Annotated in this window: 14 protein-coding genes; 7 read left to right on the top strand and 7 right to left on the bottom strand. The window is 45.3% G+C overall.

Going from position 1 to position 18,961, the window contains the following annotated elements:
* Positions 1 to 310 precede the first annotated feature (310 nt).
* The 7 genes from N483_RS03340 to N483_RS03310 all read left to right on the top strand — a co-directional run bounded on the left by N483_RS03340 (position 311) and on the right by N483_RS03310 (position 7,919).
* On the top strand, positions 311 to 919 hold the full coding sequence (locus N483_RS03340) for a heme acquisition protein HasA (RefSeq protein ID WP_023398989.1): 609 nt from the start codon (positions 311 to 313) through the stop codon (positions 917 to 919).
* Positions 920 to 973: 54 nt separating this feature from the next.
* A complete protein-coding gene (locus N483_RS03335; protein ID WP_023398988.1) occupies positions 974 to 2,866 on the top strand; it encodes a choice-of-anchor tandem repeat GloVer-containing protein in 1,893 nt (630 codons plus the stop codon).
* On the top strand, positions 2,863 to 4,569 hold the full coding sequence (locus N483_RS03330) for a type I secretion system permease/ATPase (protein ID WP_023398987.1): 1,707 nt from the start codon (positions 2,863 to 2,865) through the stop codon (positions 4,567 to 4,569). Before N483_RS03335 ends, N483_RS03330 begins: the two co-directional genes overlap by 4 nt.
* 1 nt (position 4,570) lies before the next feature.
* Positions 4,571 to 5,854 (top strand): HlyD family type I secretion periplasmic adaptor subunit, encoded by a 1,284-nt coding sequence (locus N483_RS03325; RefSeq protein WP_023398986.1) that lies wholly within the window; start codon positions 4,571 to 4,573, stop codon positions 5,852 to 5,854.
* Between the two features lie 96 nt (positions 5,855 to 5,950).
* On the top strand, positions 5,951 to 6,658 hold the full coding sequence (gene exbB, locus N483_RS03320; RefSeq protein ID WP_023398985.1) for a tonB-system energizer ExbB: 708 nt from the start codon (positions 5,951 to 5,953) through the stop codon (positions 6,656 to 6,658).
* A 1-nt stretch (position 6,659) separates the two neighbouring features.
* Positions 6,660 to 7,079, top strand: coding sequence for a biopolymer transporter ExbD (locus N483_RS03315; protein ID WP_023398984.1), 420 nt, complete (start codon positions 6,660 to 6,662; stop codon positions 7,077 to 7,079).
* Positions 7,080 to 7,919, top strand: a complete 840-nt coding sequence (locus N483_RS03310; RefSeq protein ID WP_023398983.1) for an energy transducer TonB — start codon at positions 7,080 to 7,082, stop codon at positions 7,917 to 7,919.
* Positions 7,920 to 8,144: 225 nt separating this feature from the next.
* Here N483_RS03310 and N483_RS03305 read toward each other — a convergent pair whose 3' ends face one another.
* From N483_RS03305 to N483_RS03275, 7 genes are all read right to left on the bottom strand, one after another.
* The gene (locus tag N483_RS03305) at positions 8,145 to 8,342 is read right to left on the bottom strand and encodes a hypothetical protein (RefSeq protein ID WP_023398982.1); all 198 of its coding nucleotides are present in this window, start codon (positions 8,340 to 8,342) and stop codon (positions 8,145 to 8,147) included.
* Positions 8,343 to 8,865: 523 nt separating this feature from the next.
* Positions 8,866 to 9,408 carry a cytochrome b/b6 domain-containing protein gene (locus N483_RS03300; RefSeq protein WP_023398981.1) on the bottom strand — a complete coding sequence of 181 codons (543 nt, stop codon included), beginning with the start codon at positions 9,406 to 9,408 and terminating at the stop codon, positions 8,866 to 8,868.
* A 178-nt stretch (positions 9,409 to 9,586) separates the two neighbouring features.
* Positions 9,587 to 10,867, bottom strand: a complete 1,281-nt coding sequence (locus N483_RS03295) for a protoporphyrinogen/coproporphyrinogen oxidase (RefSeq protein ID WP_023398980.1) — start codon at positions 10,865 to 10,867, stop codon at positions 9,587 to 9,589.
* Entirely contained in the window at positions 10,867 to 11,730 is an 864-nt protein-coding gene (gene fabD, locus N483_RS03290; RefSeq protein WP_023398979.1) for an ACP S-malonyltransferase, read from the bottom strand. Before fabD ends, N483_RS03295 begins: the two co-directional genes overlap by 1 nt.
* A 528-nt stretch (positions 11,731 to 12,258) precedes the next feature.
* Positions 12,259 to 13,359, bottom strand: a complete 1,101-nt coding sequence (locus N483_RS03285; protein WP_023398978.1) for an efflux RND transporter periplasmic adaptor subunit — start codon at positions 13,357 to 13,359, stop codon at positions 12,259 to 12,261.
* Between the two features lie 87 nt (positions 13,360 to 13,446).
* Positions 13,447 to 16,545, bottom strand: a complete 3,099-nt coding sequence (locus tag N483_RS03280) for an efflux RND transporter permease subunit (RefSeq protein ID WP_023398977.1) — start codon at positions 16,543 to 16,545, stop codon at positions 13,447 to 13,449.
* A gap of 353 nt (positions 16,546 to 16,898) precedes the next feature.
* Positions 16,899 to 18,395: a cytochrome-c peroxidase gene (locus tag N483_RS03275; protein ID WP_023398976.1), complete on the bottom strand. Its 1,497-nt coding sequence runs from the start codon at positions 18,393 to 18,395 to the stop codon at positions 16,899 to 16,901.
* Positions 18,396 to 18,961: the final 566 nt, after the last annotated feature.

Here is an 18,961-nt window from a genome sequence, read left to right as displayed (position 1 = left end):
CCTGAGCCTGAGCCTGAGCCTGAGCCAGAACCAGAGCCAGAACCAGAGCCAACACCTGATGCGAGTGAAACGCCTACACCGGAGCCTCAAGAAGACAAAGGCAGCAGTGGTGCATTTGGTGGGTTAATGCTGATTTTGGGCTTGGTAATGAGCAGACGATTCCGCAAAGCCAAATAAGCAAAACGAATTTGAATTGCAAGGGCATGCCCTTGCCAATAACAACGGACATATCGGATTGGCGCGCAGCCGATATGTCTCAACACGACCTTTAGGTCAATATTATAAAACAATTAACTATTAAGGATTTATCATGTCTATACAAGTAACTTACAGCGTTAGCTACGACTTCCCTAGCCTAAACGACTTCTTCACTGATGCATCTCGTTTTTTCACTAACACTGACTACAACGAAAACATTGGTAGCTTTGCTGGTGCTGAGAATCCAAACCCAACTGTAGACCTTGGCTTTTGGGGTCTGTTCGGTACTTTCTCTGGTACACAGTATGCGCAAGAAGGCCAAGTTGGTGCTGAAAGTCTAGGATTTATCATTCAAGCTGCTGATGGTTCTTACATTGACTACACATTCTTCGCAGGTCCTTCACACACTATGTACGGTGAAATCGCGTCTATCTCATTCGGCCGCGGACTAACTCAAAATGCAAACGGTGAATACAGCTTCACTGAAGAGCTAGTGAGCTTCGACGGTCTGGACACTGTTGGTCTAAACGCAGGCTTTGATGCAAATGGCGGCGTAATTGGCCGTAACGCTGGTGACAATACGACACACAACATCGTTGATGGCATGAAAGACTCAGACTTCAGCTACTTGATGAATGTACTATCTACAAATGGTGTTGATTTAGGCCCAACAGGCACTGTGGGTGTATCTGCCGCAGTTGACTTCGACCTAGTCGCTTAACCCTAGAGCACTGCAGCTAAGCTGCAGTGCTATCTGTCTTTTATTGAGCCAACTATGAAAAAACTCTGTATCTTTTTGTTATCACTACCTTTCTCTAGTCTTGCAACCACTGCAATTGATCATGTCAGCGTTAATTACCTCACGTCCCTTCACTATACAGGGCCTGAAGGTTGGCCGAGTGCGGGAAAACCATTTGCACCGCCCATTTATAACGCAGAACGAGATCAATTGATTGGCCTCTCATTAATGGGACGTACCGGCAACGATGTCGTGGCACCAAGTATGTGGGGACTAACACCGGTTGAAGGTCATTATTTTGCATTGGCAAAAGATGTAAATGGATTGGTCGGGTTTGTACAGCATCCAGAATTAGATCGACTGTACAGTATTGACAGCAAAGGCAATGTTTTCTTCGTGCACTCAGATGGCAGCAATAAAACCATTCTATTTAACAATGAAAATAAAACGCTCTTCCCGCAACCTAATGTCAATCCCATATTTGACAACCAAAGTCGCCTGCTGTTTATCGATACAGATCACAAAACCTATTCTAGGTTAATGCGGCTAGAACACGACAATAGCTTGTTGGAACTATATCGCTTTAACAATAGTCCGCATAGTGACTTTACTGCTGCCGGCGGTATGTTACTCAGTGGCAACATACTTTACGGCTACATTGGTTACCCAAGAGGCATACCATTTTTAGATACTCTATCCATTGACGACGATTTTCCCGTCGGTGCGCTCTATGCTATCGAGCTCAGTGAAAATCCGGTGGACGCTATTACCATACTGCACGAATTTACTTTACAGCAAGGTGAAATTCCGTGGGATACAAACGCCACTGAAGGCCGCATCGCTACTTATTTAGTGGAAGATGAACAAGGCTATTTATATGGTTCAACCTCTGTTGGAAGCTGTAAAACGAAAGGCATCATTACATACAGTGGCAAAGAGACTGCATTTGCCAATGGTCTCTGCGGTGGAGACTACCTATTTTATAGCGCGATTGGTGACCGTGAGCGCTTGATCCATACAGACTACCCTCATTACGATGGCAGCAACCCTCATGGCTCGGTATTTAGACTCAAAAAAGATGGCTCGGAATTTACCTTACTGCATACCTTTAGCGGCGAAGATGGCAGTCAACCTCGTGGCCCGATGGTGATAACAGAGAGCGGCTATTTGTACGGTACGACGATGGGTGGCGGCGTACATAAAAGCGACTTAATCTCCGTGAGAGAGGGTGGAAAATACCCCGAACAAGCACTCAATATGACAAGTGATGGGACTATTTACCGTATTAATTTAGCAGATATCAAGTTCAAAGATGGCAAGCTCATTGAGAGTGGCTTTGAGCACGTGCACTCCTTCAAAGGCGGACCTGGTGAAGACGTAGATGGCAAAACCCCCACAGGCTTAATGCTGGCAGAAAATGGGCGGCTCTATGGTACAACCATAAATGGTGGTCGTGGCTATACTAACCAAGCGGGTTGGGTGTATGAAAATGACATTTTGGGCACTGTGTATGAAGTCGATCTCAGTGGTATGAAGCCCACAGGTTCAGTCTCTATCAGCATCACTCCCGGCACTTTAAAGCTTGGCGAAGAAGCCGAAGTGACCTGGAGTAGCAGCAATGCGACAAACTGTATTGCCACAGGCGGTGTCGCGAGCGGCGACTGGGTGCCTGATGGGGATATTGCACCACAAGGCAGTATCAAAATATCTCCTGATTCCGGCGTGTACTCCTTTTCCATCAATTGTCGAGATGCTGACGTCGGCGCTCGAATTGGTGCGCTCACTACGCTCTACGTAAATGCAGAGGCCAAAGTCAAAGAAAGTGAAACCGTTCACTACGGTAATGGCGGTGCCCTAAGTTGGGGCTGGTTGGCACTATTGGGCGCTTTGCGGATTGCGCGCGCTCGACGTCAAGGGGATAACTCATGAATCCCCAAGCTCAGACAAGTGAAGCATTAAAAGCCGCACTGAGTAAGCAAAAGCGTAGCTTACTGCATGTCGCAGGCTTCAGTGCTGTCATAAACTTATTAATGCTCATTCCCGCAATTTACATGCTACAAGTTTACGACCGGGTATTGAGCTCAGCCAATTTAGACACCTTATTGATGATATCCATGATGGTGGCAGGTTTCTTTTTATTAATGGGCGCACTGGAGTGGGTACGTAGCCGAGTATTAATTGGTGTCAGTGAAAGTTTTGATAACGATTTACACGGCAAGGTTTTTGAAGCCGTATATCAACATCAGCTCAAATTAGGCAATGCCAATCCGGGCCAACTTATCAACGACCTCAACCAAGTCCGTCAATTCATGACAGGTACAGGCATTTTTGCCTTTTTCGATGCACCGTGGGCGCCAGTCTTTCTGCTGTTGTTGTTTTTCTTTCACCCCTTACTCGGCACCATTGCGCTGGTCGGCACCTTGCTATTATTCGCATTAGCACTACTCAATGAAGTCTGGGCTAAAAAACCCTTACAGGCGTCTTCTTTGGCAACCGCTAATGCCACGCGACTGGCCAGCGGTATCATCAATAATGCAGAAGTTGCGCATGCCATGGGCATGCAAGGCAATTTGCAGGCGCGATGGCAAACTCAGCACCAAGCAGGTATCAGCCACCAAAGTGAAGCCAGCAACTTAAGCTCAGTACTCACAGCCACCAGCAAAGTTTTGCGCCTCGCGTTGCAATCAGTTGTTTTAGGCGCCGGTGCTTGGTTGGCAGTAGATGGCCAAATCACCGCCGGCATGATGATCGCCGGCTCTATCATGGCTGGTCGCTTATTATCTCCAGTTGAGCAGCTCGTAGGGGCATTTAAGCAATGGCAGAGTGTGAAGCTGTCTCGCCAACGTCTAGATGCGCTATTACACCAATACCCAGCTCCAGAAGTCGGACTCGCTCTGCCAGCCCCAAGTGGCAAATTAAGCGTAGAAAATGCCACCTTGATCCCACCAATGGCTCAAACTCCTGTGCTTAGCAATGTAAGTTTTGAGCTAGAGCGCGGTGAGGTGCTCGCCATACTGGGCCCTTCGGGTGCCGGAAAGTCATCCATTGCACGATTGATCACCGGGATCTGGGCTCCGCGCATGGGCAAGGTGCGTCTAGACGGCGCTGACATTTTTCAATGGGATACACAAAGTTTAGGCCCTCACTTGGGTTATTTACCTCAAGATGTCGGCTTGTTTGCAGGTAGTATCAGCGAGAACATTGCCCGCTTTGGTGATATAAACGACGAGGCTGTCATCGATGCTGCACGGTTGGCTGGCGTACATGAGATGATCCTCAAATTACCCAATGGCTACAACACAATTTTAGGTGAAGGCGGCATGGGTCTATCTGGCGGCGAAAAACAGCGTATAGGTTTGGCAAGGGCGCTGTACGGCAACCCCAAACTGGTGATCCTAGATGAGGCTAACTCGAACTTGGACGATGCTGGCGAAGCAGCACTGGCAAACACCATCAAAACACTCAAGCAGTCCGGTTGCAGTGTTATTTTCATTACTCATAGAGCCAATATTTTAGGCCTGAGTGACAAGATATTGTTGCTCAATAAAGGCAATGTGCAGGCCTTTGGGCCCAAACAGCAGGTACTAGGTGCAATGCAAAAAGCCCAGCAAGGCCACAGAGGAGCAGCGTAACATGAAGGCAAATCAAGAAATCGCCGGCAGTCAACATATCCGTCTTGGCTGGATCACTATCGCCTTCAGCTTGGGCATGTTTTTAGTCTGGGGTGCATTTGCACCGCTGGATAAAGGCGTGGTTGTCGAAGGTCAAGTGGTTGTTGCAGGGCATAAAAAACAAATTCAGGCACCACAAAATGGGGTTATTGCGGACTTATTAGTGCAAAACGGACAGTGGGTAGAGCAAGGAGACCCTTTGCTGATCTTGGATAATAAAATTGCGAAAAGTCAGCTAGCGGCTGCCACAACCCAATATTATATGGCACTGGCAGAGAAAGAACGCCTGAACGCTGAATTGGCAGATGCAGCTCAGCTCCAATACTCTGCGGCATTGACCAAGGTGAATTTACCCCAAGCACACCAGGCCATGGTGCTCAATCAACAAGTATTCGAGCAACGCCGTGGAGCTTTACACACACAACTAAAATTACTGCAAGACAACAAACACACCACACAATCTCGCATCTCTGGCTTAGAACATGTTGTAGCTAGCCACAATCAAAGAGCGAGCGTCTATGACAACTGGGTAGCGGACACCCAAGCGTTGGTTAAAAAAGGCTTTCAATCGCAAGAGCAGCTTTACCAATTGAAAGCACAGGCCGCTGAGATCCGGGCTGACTCTGCAAATGCCAGATCAGAGCTATTGTCACAACGTGCCCGCCTACTAGAGCTAGATACTCAGCTACAGCAAACTCGCAAAAGCTACCGCCAAGAGGTAAGTCAACAAAGGGCAAAGAATCAATCCAATATCAGTGAGTTTCAACAACAAATGATCACTGCACAATTTAGTCTAGAGCACAGTGAAATTCGCGCCCCTGTAGCGGGCCAAGTGGTTGGGTTGGATGCCTTTGGTGACGTCGTGTCTCAATCTCAGCTGCTGATGGAAATTGTACCCAAAGGGCAACAACTGATCGTCAATGCAAAGATCCCGAGCAATCTGATTGACAGTGTCGCCCTTGGTCAAGATGTCGACTTGCTATTTAGCGCATTTAATACCAGCACCACACCAAAAGTGCGCGGTCAGGTTGAGCGTTTGGCACAAGATACAGTGAACGACGAACGCACCGGACAGCCCTACTATCAAGTAGCTATCCGAGTCAGTGAAGATGCGCTTGCTGAAAACTTGGTGTTACAAGCTGGGATGCCAGTGCAAGCCTTTGTCAAAAATGGCGAGCGTTCAATGTTAAGTTATCTGCTCAAACCATTAACTGACCGCATTCCAAATGCGATGGCTGATACATAAAGTAAAAAAATTTAAAAACTAATTACGCTTTTTTTAATCTCACGCGTTCTTTAAACATAAGGGTTTGTTTTTAGATAAAGCAGGATTGAACAAAAGATGAAAAAAGCCACTGCCTGTGTTGCACTATTGCTCACATTTGAGGCCTCGGCCGCTGGCGGCTCCCTCACCGCTTACGGTATGTTTATGCAAGCAGATTGGGTGGTCAAAAGCGTCATGTTAATGTTGGTCGCTGCATCAGTGGCTTGCTGGGGGATCTTTATCGCCAAGCAAAAGCAAATTGCAGCTGCACGCAACCGGCTCAGTGAGTTGCTAGCAAACAGCCGCAGCAAAAACAGCCTAGAACAATTGCGTACTCCGAGTGTTTTAGAAGCACAGTTAGTCACTGAAGTGCTCATTGAATTAGACTGGGGCGCAAAAAATAATGCCACAGCTGAAGGAATTAAGGAAAGATCCCTACAGCGAATGAAGAGCCGTGTCGACGAGTTCACGGATGGTTTGACTCAAGGCACAGGTTCGCTGGCTTCCATTGGTTCAACAGCCCCCTTTATCGGTTTGTTCGGTACGGTGTGGGGTATAATGAACAGCTTCATTGGTATTGCCACCACCAACACCACCAACTTGGCCGTCGTCGCCCCAGGTATTGCCGAAGCCTTATTGGCCACCGCGGCTGGCTTAGTCGCTGCAATACCCGCGGTATTGATGTACAACCATTTTACCCGAAATATTGCGCTTTATCGCAAACAGCTTAATGCCTTATCAAGCCAGTTGCTCGTGCTCGCTGGCCGCCAGCTTGAGCAGCAATAACATGGCGATGATGAATGACGGCGAACAAGATGAGTTCGCACTCAATAATGAAATCAACATGACACCATTTATCGATGTCATGTTGGTATTGCTGATTATTTTCATGGTTGCGGCACCTTTATCAACGGTGTCAGTGCCCCTTGAATTACCCGGTGCGAATGCAGAGCATCAAGCTCTAGACCAAAAACAACTGATTTTATCTTTAGATAAAGAGCGACAACTTTTTTTAGGTGACAAAGCCATTGCCGAGACAGAGCTCGCTCATGTCCTCAATGACGCCAGTGGCAATAACCTTGAACAAATCATATTTATCCGTGCTGATCAGCAAGTTAATTATGGGGCGCTGATGTCATTACTGAATACGCTCAGAGACATAGGTTATCTCAATGTGTCTCTGGTCGGCGAAGAGGACCTGAATTAAGTGCTTTCTCGCCGTGATTGGTCGCTCGCATTTATCTGGGCCCTCGTTTTACACCTTGCTGTACTTGGGGTTGCGCTTTGGAGTTGGCAACCTGCTGCGCCGCTTCCCCCAACTCCATCTACAGCCCCCTTTGTAGTCAAGCTAGCACCTTTAGCCAAGACGCATAGCCAATCACAAGAGCTTCATAGCTCACAGGCTCAATCGGCCAGCGCACCACCTCCTGCAAAGGTTAAAGCAATTACCCCCAGTGATATCGGGTTAGTGCATGAAGGAAAAATTGCCGCAGCAAAGAAGCTTGCGCAAACCACACCACCTGAGCCCAAACCAACACTTCAACCAGAGCCAGATCCGCAACCGTCCGCTGAACCTGAACAGGTTGCGGCGGCCGAACCGCACAAGTCAGAGCCTCAACCACAACTTGAAAAACCAGAGTTGATTGCAACAAAATCCGCGCAACAGCAAAGCAGCGCAAGTCAAGCCAAAGCTATCCAAGCAGAGGCATTAGCCACGCAAAATCAGGCCCAGCACCAAGGCCAAGATGAGATACTTACTTTGCAAATGACACAAAACTGGCAAGCCGAGTTAATCGCCCATCTAGCAAAGAAAAAACGCTACCCTAAAATGGCGAGAAAACGCCGTCAAGAAGCCACCGTAATGGTGCGTTTTACAATAGATGCACAAGGCCAAGCCCTCGATATCGAAGTGGTTCAAGCCTCTCGCTATCCGCTGCTCAACAAAGAAGCAAAAAGCGTTGTTAAACGCGCTCAACCCCTGCCGCTGCCACCCGAAAAAATGGTTAACAATAAAGTACTGGTGCCTGTACGCTTTTATTTGCTCTAACCGCGTGCAACCTTTAAAGACACCGGCTTGGTTTCGATAGAATTAGATTTAGCAGCAAAAAAATCGCACCAGCTCAGAACGCGTTCTTCAGCAAGTTAACACTGCAAGCAACGATGCATTTGTCATTGAGGTCATTTTGGCGCATTAGGGGCATTAAATAGCAACACCTGCCTTAAATTACAAAGTGCAGTTGCTATCACATAACAACTGCACACCTAGACTTGATTAACAATCTCTCATTGAAAAATCGCGACAAGTCCACAGACCACCGGTACATAGCCTAGTGCCATCGCACTCGTCTCTGGTGTCACAAAATGCTGAGTTTGGGCCACCACCAGCAACACGCGGTGTCGCTTCGATACCGACTGATTTACCATTGAGAGACATACTTTTTAGGTGACGTTTGTTTAGTTTAAGCTTCATAAGAGTTCCTTTTATGTTTTTTTGAACTTTGACCAATTCTTAATCACACTACTTTGTATACAATATACTGTCAATAATTTTAATTCTGATACTATACAATGAAGTTTCAGTGCTTTTTGGCGATGAAAATTGACTATGAATAACGTCTACGGAGGAGGGGTTCACAATGGCAATCGCCTTTACGTTGGCGAATATAAGCAGCTGATGTAGCTAAACCGTCAAGTTCTATAACTAGGTATTGCCACAAATTTTCCCAGCAAACTAACGCGCATTGGTCGGAAGCGCTACGACAGTACCGCACATGCTTGATTATAAAATAAGCATATTAATCATTACCTTAAACTTGGCGATGGTGTCAGTTGAAAGTGCCAGTGAGAGTCGACTCATTTTGGACGAATAGACTGAAGTGGGTGGGCACGAGCCAATTTAAAACTTGACCCCACCCCCCAATATCAAATGGGCTCTCACACCATTAAAGTGTCCAACATCAAGGCTTTAGCACCTTAAACTTTATCAATACTGGTTACCACATTCGCTGCAAGATGCGATTGCCTGAATATTGATGTTTTACCAAAGCACCTAAGTGCATGATGATAAATGCGAACAATATATAGCTGCTGTATTTATGAATCGTAAAATAAAAGAGCAACCAAGTCTTATCCGTTACAATGGGTGTCATACTCCACAAACCAAACATACCGAATGGCCTATCCATCATCAACACTCCCGAAACAAGCAGTATTGCAATCAGGTTGTACATACAAATATGGGCAAGGTGCGCCACTTTGACTTGCGCAGTTGGTAATGTTTCACTGTAGCTCGGCTTTTTGGTGCGTACCGCATGCGCCACTCGCCAAATAAAAAACGGGATATATAACATTGTCAAAGATACGTTAAAGTCTGCAACTACCTGCTTTACGTCTTGTAAAAAGGTTGTTTGAGACTGAGCCGTTGAAGGTATAAAACTCACAAGTATACCCGACAGCATGGCCCATATAATTACCACCGCTGACACCCAGTGCAGTGCTCTGGCTGTGCGATCAAACTTTAAAACTGTAGATTCCATAGTCACATCTGAGTAAAAGTAAAAAAGGTCAGCCTTTTAGATTTAAAGTTAATGGATCATCTAAACTTTCCCTTAAATTAAAGGCGCATGATGACACCTCAACCCTGACTGAAGTGGTCTGTGATTAAGGTGCCCGGTGTGATTAAATCACTCTACTCGAAAAGAGCTGGCTGATTTGTCAGGCCTGAGTAAAGTTGTTCACCGCTTTTTTAGCTGCTGATAGACAGGAACCCATATTGTGTCCCTCCAAGTAGTCACCGGCAATTTCTAAGCCTTCAATGCTCTTCACATAATCGCAGATGATTTTTTTCGCTTGAGAGTGATTAGCACCATAAGCGCATAACCCGCCCATATGCCTTTTCACGTGGTAGCGAACTCTTGGAGATTTAATTGGAAGAATGGACGAGAATTCAGATTCAGCCAATTTGACTAACTCTTCATCAGAGAGCTTTAATGCCTCGCGCCCTTTTTTACCGGCAATAGTAAAGCGAACTGAATTAAGTTTATATGATCGGTTTGCTGAACAGTGACCGATATGGAAGCTATCGTCAAACATAATAGACTGACAGTCTTCAGTAAATATGTCAGATTCATACTCAGCGTTGATCAAGGCAACGGGGAAATACCTGACCAGCTTTATCGCTTCTTTTACATGCTCAGGTAAGTCAATGACGTTTGGCAGTAAATGCAGTGGTAGAGTCACTAACACCTTACTCGCATCAACGCGCTGCTCACCCTCTTGGTTTTCCACCATGAGCCCGGCCACCTTATTGTCCTCAATAAGGACTTTATTGACGCGTGTATTTAATTGCACATCGTGATTGGCCGCTAGCGTTTCAAAAAACTCCCCAATCGTATTGCTAAAGGTGCGTAAAGAGCCCACACCAAATGGCATGATATGAAGCAAATTAGAATAATAGGTTTCTTCTGGTTCGGCACCACCCATAATAATCGAAAACATGCGCAAAGGTCCTTTGCAAAGTTTCTCATGGAAGTGCTCAGTGATCGGTGCGTGATCGTACTCTTTTTCAACTTCAAGCAGCTTGCCTTCATCGAAATTGAGTTGGTGTTTATGTTTTAACTTGTAGTTAATCATACGCTTGAACTGCAAGCTTCCCGTGATGCCGATGTCTTTCATCATGGTCACAACTTCGGCAAAGCCCATCGTTTTGCGAAATGTCTTGAGCTCGCCATTCATGATGATATTAAAGGCATGATGCTGCTTATCGAGCTCATTCATCTTTAGGTCATTGGCAATTTCAAAAAAATGCGTCCAGGATTCAGCAAAGTTTTTTCCGCCAGTCTCAAAGTAGCCATCTTCAAGCTTTTCATATCCAGCGCGCCCGCCGGGCTGCCCTTCTGATTCATAAACCGTTGAAGAAAAGCCACTCTTCTTTAAAAAGTGTGCGCTACCTAGTCCAGAAATACCGGCGCCAATAATATGTATATCTTTATCCATTATGCTACTTCCTTATTATTCTCGTTATTTGATATGGATGAAATTAGTTTGCTCAACACATCTCCTGGACCCACTTCCTCAAAGTCACATTGGCCAGTTGCATTGATATTACGTATAGAGTCTACCCAGTGGACCGGGCTGCTTAATTGCTTGGTTAGATTTTCAGCAATGGAATCTGCTTGGTAAGGTTTGGCCGTTACATTTGAAATAACGGGCACCGAGAGGGAACCAAAATTAAATTGCTGCAAATAATGGCCGAAAGCTGCTTCGATAGTTTTCATGTATCTAGAGTGAAAAGCGGCACTCACTGGCAACTTAATAAATTTGGCGCCACGCGCTTCAAATGCACTTTTTGCAAATTCAATATCATGCAATAAGCCCGAAATGATTGTTTGCACAGGAGCATTGTAGTTAGCGACATCAATATTATGTAGAGAATGTGTTTTTAATACATCGTGGACTTGTATCGCATCCAGGCCAATGACTGCGGCCATCACCCCATTCTTCGCCGTGCTCATCAATTCGCCACGTTTTTTTACCAGTTGTAATCCTGTTTCAAAGCTAAATGCGCCTGCAGCAAACAATGCGGTATATTCGCCCAAACTGTGTCCAGCATAGAAATCTACTTTTTCATTCAGTTCCTGCTTTCTCTTTAGATAGTACAAAGCATTCACCACATAAAGAGCAGGCTGAGTGTACTGTGTTTTGGACAAAACGTTATTTGGATCGACTAAACACAACTCTTTGATTGAATATCCTAAAATGTCATCTGCAACACGCACATAATCGACAAATTCATCAAACAGTTCCCCTCCCATCCCAACTTCTTGGGATCCCTGTCCAGGGAAAACCAACGCTTTCATAATATCCACCTTTTATAATTATATTTTTGTTATATTTTTTGAAAATAACTCCACTTAAAATTCGCTCGACGTCGCACAATGTCTCAGTCATCTCACGCGAAAATAAGTAGTTCCTCATTCCCAGTTACTTTGCATTCAAAAAATAAAAATCCTTGGATGTTTTAATTTATTACTTAATTTTCGAGTCCTTCAATGAACCCTGTTTTTGCGAGTTCACCTCTAGGTGCATCATCACTGATGACCTAGCATAATTTCTTAACGGTCAGCATAAGCTTGACTGGCGCTGCGTTACCAACTTTTACTATTGCGGCATCACTTCCTCATTCACCAATGCGCCTTTACTTTGTCAAACTGTTTCAATACTGACTCTGCTGGTATGCTTTCCTCTACTTAGTTTTAACTACGACATTTGCCGCACAGCTGTATGTTTTGCTCGCCTTATTACGCATAGTTAGCTTGTATATACAGATCCAAATTGCGCTTTTGCAAAAGCGCTAAAGAGGCACTTCGAGGTGCCTCTTTGAGACATCAAAGAAGCGGTCGCACCAATTGTCCTGGGCGAACACGTTCCGCTCCACGAACAATGACGGTATCGCCATCACTAATATTGCCTTCAACCACAATATAGTCGTCGGTACTGGTGCCCAGATTCACTGGCACTCGAAGTGCTTTTCCTTGAGCATCTACGGTGTAAACAAAAATTTGATTTTGTCGCAATACCAGTGCGTCTCGCGGCACAGTGACTTGCTTTTCAGCAGCGCCACTTGGCAACTGGACTTTAACCGCTTCGCCAATCACCCAATCAGGTGAATCAGGTTTGATCCGTACTTCCAGCATACGTGAGCGTGTGTTGCCAACAGGGATCACGCGTTCTATCACTCCCAATTTAGGCGCTGACATGGCTTGTGCCTGAGCGGGTTGCAACTGAACACGTGCCCCTAAAGTTAAGTTGTCGTACAGGTGGATCGGCGCACGCAGCGTAATTTCCTTTTCATCGACATTCACAAAGCGCAATAAAGCTTGGCCTTCGGAAAGATATTCACCGAGCTGAGCCAAACGCTCGACAACCACACCATCAAATGGCGCCACGATCCGAGACTGCTCAACTAAGTATCGAGTGCGCTCGACTTGGATCTCTGCAGCCGCTAAGTCTTGGCGGCTCATGTCTCGCTCCATTTCCAATCTATCGAGCTCTGACTGTGAAGTACTATTTTGCTCTGCTAGCTTTTTCTCTCGTGTAATTTGACGCGACAAATAGCTCAGATGGGCTTTGAGCCGCTCAACAGTCGTTAGATTATCTCGCAGACGCAGTCGCAACAGGCGGTCATTGAGTGTTGCCAATACATCACCTTTTTTAACGCGCTGCCCGACCTCAGCAATATTGAGCAAATGCCCAGCAACTTCAGTGGCTATCCTTGAATCGACTAAGCTGATTAAATCACCTGACAGCCATGTAGCTGGCGCAACTTCTTGCAACTTTGCGGTTGCCACATCTACAGCAACCCCTTTAGGCTTAGCTTTCGCGTTATCATTTGCTAGCGCTGACGTCGTCGATAACATCATCAATAACACCAGCCCGCAGCTCAGTGCCTGTTGCCCAAAAATTTTATGTTTAAAAATCTTCTGCATTACTTACTTACCTAATTTGAATCCAATACTTTGATTTATGCTGGGATCAGGTCCTAACCCGATCCACAGCTAACTTTAATTCTGCTTTCACGACTGAGACAAAGACGCCTGCGCTTCATCGCTTGCTTCATCCGTCGCCGGTGCTAAGCCTTTGCCCATACGTAACAAGCAAGGCAATAACAATAAAGTAAAGACCGAACTAATGGTCATGCCACCAACAATGACCGCAGCCAAGCCTCGATAGATTTCACTGCCATCACCTGGGATTGCAAGTAGTGGCAGCATGCCGACGATACTGGTTGAAGTACTCATGAAAATAGGTCGTAAGCGTAGCTGCAATGCGCGCTCAACCGCTTGATGGCGATCTAATCCTGAGCGCTCTCCCATGCGAGTTTGGTGCACCAATAAAATCGCATTGTTCACAACTAAACCGAGTAAAATCACAAACCCAATCATGGTTAATAAATCCAGTGACTGATAAGTGATTGAACTGATAGCTTGTAACGCGACAATACCGCCCACCATAGCCAAAGGCATCGCCAAGACTACAAGGAAACTGTCTTTCACGGAGCGAAATAGCGCGCTCATTAATAAAAATAGCAAGCCAATGGCAAACAAGAAGTTCTGTCCGAGCGTCAACACTGCCTGACGCAAGTTATCGGCGCTGCCACCATAGATTATGTTGCCATCCTCTGGGAGTACTGCACGGATACTGGGTTCAACCTGCCCTTGTAAAATGTCGAGTGTTTCTTCAAGCGTTTGATCTTGTGGTGGCATAACTTCCAACGTGATCGTTCTACGGCCATCCACTCTCAGTACCCTGCCTGGGCTCACAGTACGTTCAACACTCCCCAACTGATTGAGCGTCACTAGGTTGCCAGTCGAGGTGATAACTGGTGTATCTGCCAAACTTTCAGGACTATCCCAAGGCGCTGTTTTAACTATAATATCGAGTCGTTTTTCACCATCAAAATACTCACCAACATAGGCCCCATTACCAAGCGTACTCACCAACAAGCCAAGATCTGTACGGTTCCAGCCTTGCTCGGCTAGACGCGCATCCATAGGCGTAACACGTATTTCTGGCTCTGCACTTTGCCTTCTTGGATGTACGCGAACTCTCGCTTTTGGCATTGCTTCTTTCACTAAATCAGTGGCTATCCTCGCGACTCTATCGAGTTCTTGTGGGTCTTTGATTTGAATATGGATCGGCACACTGCGGCTTCCGCCTAATCGGCCAAACAAGCTCCGTTGATTAGGAAAACCAACCAAATCAGGTAAATCGGCCAAAATCTCATTTTTAATTAAGGATTTGATTTCGTTGACCTGAGATAAATCTTGACCGATCACACCCATGTTTCCACCGCCATCAGGGAAGACCATGATGTAATAGTCTTTCAAAGCAGGCTCTCGTTCACCATTTAAATAAGGCTGCAAACGCTCAATCATTACGTTCACAACATCTCGCTCTAGTGTTGTGATATTCGTCGCAGGTGGGAACATTAAAAAAGCATCTACACTGTCTTGTTTGACAGGCGGTAAATAGTCAATTTTTGGTAGTGCGAGCCAAGAAACCGAGGCTGGCACACCTATTAGTACAAGGGTTAATATCGTTCTTCGCATCGGGCTAGACGTTAGATTCATTACCCAACGAGTGATGCGATTCCACAGTGCGTGCAAATGGTCGGCACTGGAGAGGTCTTTATCTGAGACGTAACGATTCATCAACAGCGGCGTGATTGTCAGCGCAACCAACAAAGAAAAACACACGGCAATCGCGATGGTTAAAGCCAAGTCACCAAACAGCTGACCCTCTACATCTTCTAAGAAAAGCACGGGTATAAATATGGCGACTGTAGTAGCAGTAGAGGCTAAAAGTGCTGGCCATACCTGCGTTGCACCTTGAACAGCAGCCGTAAAACGGTCTTTGCCTTGCTCTCGCAGCCGGATAATATTTTCCAGCACCACTATTGATGCATCTACAACCATACCCACTGCAAATGCTAAGCCCGCCAATGAAATCACATTAAAACTGCGGTCCATCAACTTTAACACAGTGAAAGTGGCCAGCAACGACAACGGGATCGCCACGGCAATGATCATGGTTGCTCTTAGCTTTCGTAAAAACAGCCATAAAATACCGATGGACAATAGCACGCCAAACCCAAGGTTACTGGACAGTAAATTGATTGAACGATAAATAAATACGGAAGAGTCGAAAGACTGCTCCATGGTCAATTGGTTTTCTTTTAAAACACCTTGGCGAAGCTCATCAACCGCCGCTTTTACTAAGTTAAGTGTAGTGAGGACGTTAGCGCCGGGCTCGCGATCAATTCGAATACTGATCGCCGGGTTACCATTTTGTACAGCAAGATTGGTACGCCTGCCGTCTGCCACTTCGATTGTGGCAATATCGCCGAGTTTAATTGCTTGGCCATCATGCCAATCAATAATTTGATCTGGTAGCGTACTGGGATCGTAACGGCCCGTCATGCGCAGCGTATATTGACGTCGTCCAAGATCGACAAGCCCACCCGATACGTCGTTTGCACGGCCGAGTAATCGAGCCAACTCTGGAATGCTCAAACCCAGCTGAGCGGCGCGGTGAGGGTCTATGGTAATTTGTAATTCTTGATCGCTACCGGCACCGCTGCGCACTTCGACATTACCTACGCCCGGAATGGCCATTAATACGGGTCGAATAACATCATCAATAAAAACACGATATTCACTGATCGGTTTAGGGTTGCCCGGTAAAGACTGAAGAAAGAAAAATGTCAGTGCTGGCGCACCACCACCGAGTCTGATCTGAGGTTGGGTCGCATCGCGCGGCAGTGGATCGAGTCGATTCATTCGACCAATCACATCGACCATCACTTTTTGCATATCAGTGCCAATGGAGAAAGTCAGGTTCATTCTGGCAACCCCAGTACTGGTGCTGACATTCAACTCTTCCAATCCAGACATGCCTTCCAATACCCGTTCAATAGGTACGACAATCTCTGATTCCATTTCTTTTGGCGACGCTGTGCGCCACGCCGTTTGTATTGATAACTGAGGGCGTTCAATATCAGGAAGCAATTGAATGGGCAATTTCGCTACAGAAAAAATCCCCATTAAAGCGACAATCGCGATCAAAACCGCCGTTACAGCCGGCTTTTTCATCGTTATTGTTGTTAAATTCATCTTTGGTAGTCCCTTTATACTTAACTCGTGTTCAAGCCAATCCAACTAATTCGGAGAGGCAAAACAGCTGATGAGATATAAAGGAAGAATACCCAATGAGTTTAGTCACTAAGCTCATTAAGTTATTCATTCCTTGAAATCTAATCAATCAAATTGGCTAACAGCAATTTTTATATTAACCACCTTGCGGTGGTTTTTGTTGTCTCTCAAAAATACAAGAGACGAATTTTATACAAGCTGGTTTATCCAACTCATTTTAATCACCGATCGCCAAATACCTATATTAGGGAATGCACGTTGTTGTGCAACGTGCTTACTCCAAGTTTTTAGACTGATGTCAGTGATAGACACGCTTAATCTTGACCAGCTAGTGTCGGTGGCTGAACCGTTTTGGTGTCTGTCAAGGTCTTCAAATACGCGACCAGTGCCGCTTCTTCTTTTTCGGTAAGACCGAGGTCTCCCATCAAATCAATGATTTCACTACTCGCTGAGTTTGACGTATTCACTTCAGGCTCAGGCCAACAGTCTCTCTCACGCGCCTGTTTTGCAGTCGTCCCAGCAGGACACTTGATAGGATCGACTTTCGTCAATGACGTATTATAGAAATGAACAATGTCTTCTAAATTTTTAAAATAACCATTGTGCATAAAGGCTTTTGTAAACCCATCGCTTGATCTCATATCAACATTACGTACAGTAGGCGTACGGAAGTGACCTGCATGACCACTTGTAAGCGGTGTCTTACTTGTGTGCTCAGAAAGACCAACATCCGGTCGATCAGGATCAAAATTTGATGCCTCATAGTTAGGTGGCAAAGTAAGGTGATTGAACGTATTGTCGGTGAATTGGTTATGTAATTCGTTACCGACGGAGTCTCGTGCTTCACTGTTGTGACATTCAGCGCACTGTGCATCCTTTCCAGTGGGGTTAAGTTTGGTCTTTAATCCCCAGAACAAATCGTTACCAAGGTTTTCTAAATCGGTAAATTCTGAATATGGAGAAACACCTGGCGTATCATCATTGTCATTCATCACTGCAAAGTCACGTTTAGAGCTATAGGAGTTAACTTCATCTGATTGCTGCCATGCCGAAAGAGCCACACCAATACGCTTAAAGCTGATATCTACACCCGTTTGCTCACAGTCGATTTTCTCTTTCCAAGCTTGCTCGTACAAACGCGCATACTCTGATTTTGCCACATGACGACAAACAAACTCGGCCCCTGGCATGTCGTTGTCATTGCCATCAGGCACATTGTGCTCAACATCATTGGAAAATGGCCCCAACGCTTGATCAACAAGTGGCCCGAGGAATCGTTTATAGGCAGCTTTTACTTCATCTGAAGAACCGTCGAAGACTTCCATACCGACCATAAAGCCAGTAGCGCGACCATCCCAAAACAGTCCGCCCTGACACAGCCAGCCATACTTTTCTTTTTCACACTCTTCTGGACCCCAAGCAAACTGCGACACGCCAAAGTTCTTAGCGCTACTGGTATAAGCTACCGTAGGAGGTTTACGATTGCCTGTGCGATGTGACACGGCTCCCGGTACGACAATTGACCCCGCATTAATTTCAGCATCTGGTGATGTCCAACCTGCTTCAGGTGCATGGCATGATGCACAAGACTGTCCATCTGGCGATGAGATCTCATCGAAAAAAACGTGCTTACCTAAACGCTCTAATGCATCTACGTCCGGCTCTGGAGTTATGCTTACTAACGCATCAGCACTAGACTCAGTGCTTTTCGTTGGATTTTCCGACAAGCCAGATACACATGATACACATAGTGTCGCTACTGACACACTGAGTGTCATTATTAAAAATTGATGTTTTTTAGTTTTTATCATAATCAACTCCTTAATTAGCACCTTTCAGTACCTACAAACGCTATCCTTCATTTATCCGCAATATAACAATATCCATTAACAAGCTTGCATAACCACAGATCCCCATTAACAACTTCGCGTGACGGTTAAGTATTTATGGCTCCGTTGTTAAATAAACATGCATAGTACCGCTTTAGGATAATTTTTCAACCCCTATAAGGACACAAGGTATACTAAGATATTCCCTTTTTAATTTTTTATTCCAACCTATTAAAGCCAAAATAAAGGCCACTCACACGCAACAATAAGCAACAAAAAAACACCTTATTTCACTGCAAAGAACCTGATTTTAACCACACAAAAAATACAGAACTTAAAAATCTCAAAACCACACAAAACAAAAAATCAAAAAGCACAAAAATAAACTTTAAAAACTTAAAATAAGCAAAGAAAAAACTATACAAAAAAAGCCACAAAATAAAAACTAAAATAAAAAATAAAAAGCAATCAAAAACAACACCTTACAACCAAAGGTTATTAAACAAAAAATCAATTCAAATAATGTATGACCTTCTTAAAAACAACAT

The organism is Pseudoalteromonas luteoviolacea NCIMB 1944, from assembly GCF_001625565.1.
Classification (GTDB): domain Bacteria; phylum Pseudomonadota; class Gammaproteobacteria; order Enterobacterales; family Alteromonadaceae; genus Pseudoalteromonas; species Pseudoalteromonas luteoviolacea_F.
Note: the sequence above shows the minus strand (reverse complement) of the source record. Positions and strands in the feature narration are given on the sequence as shown.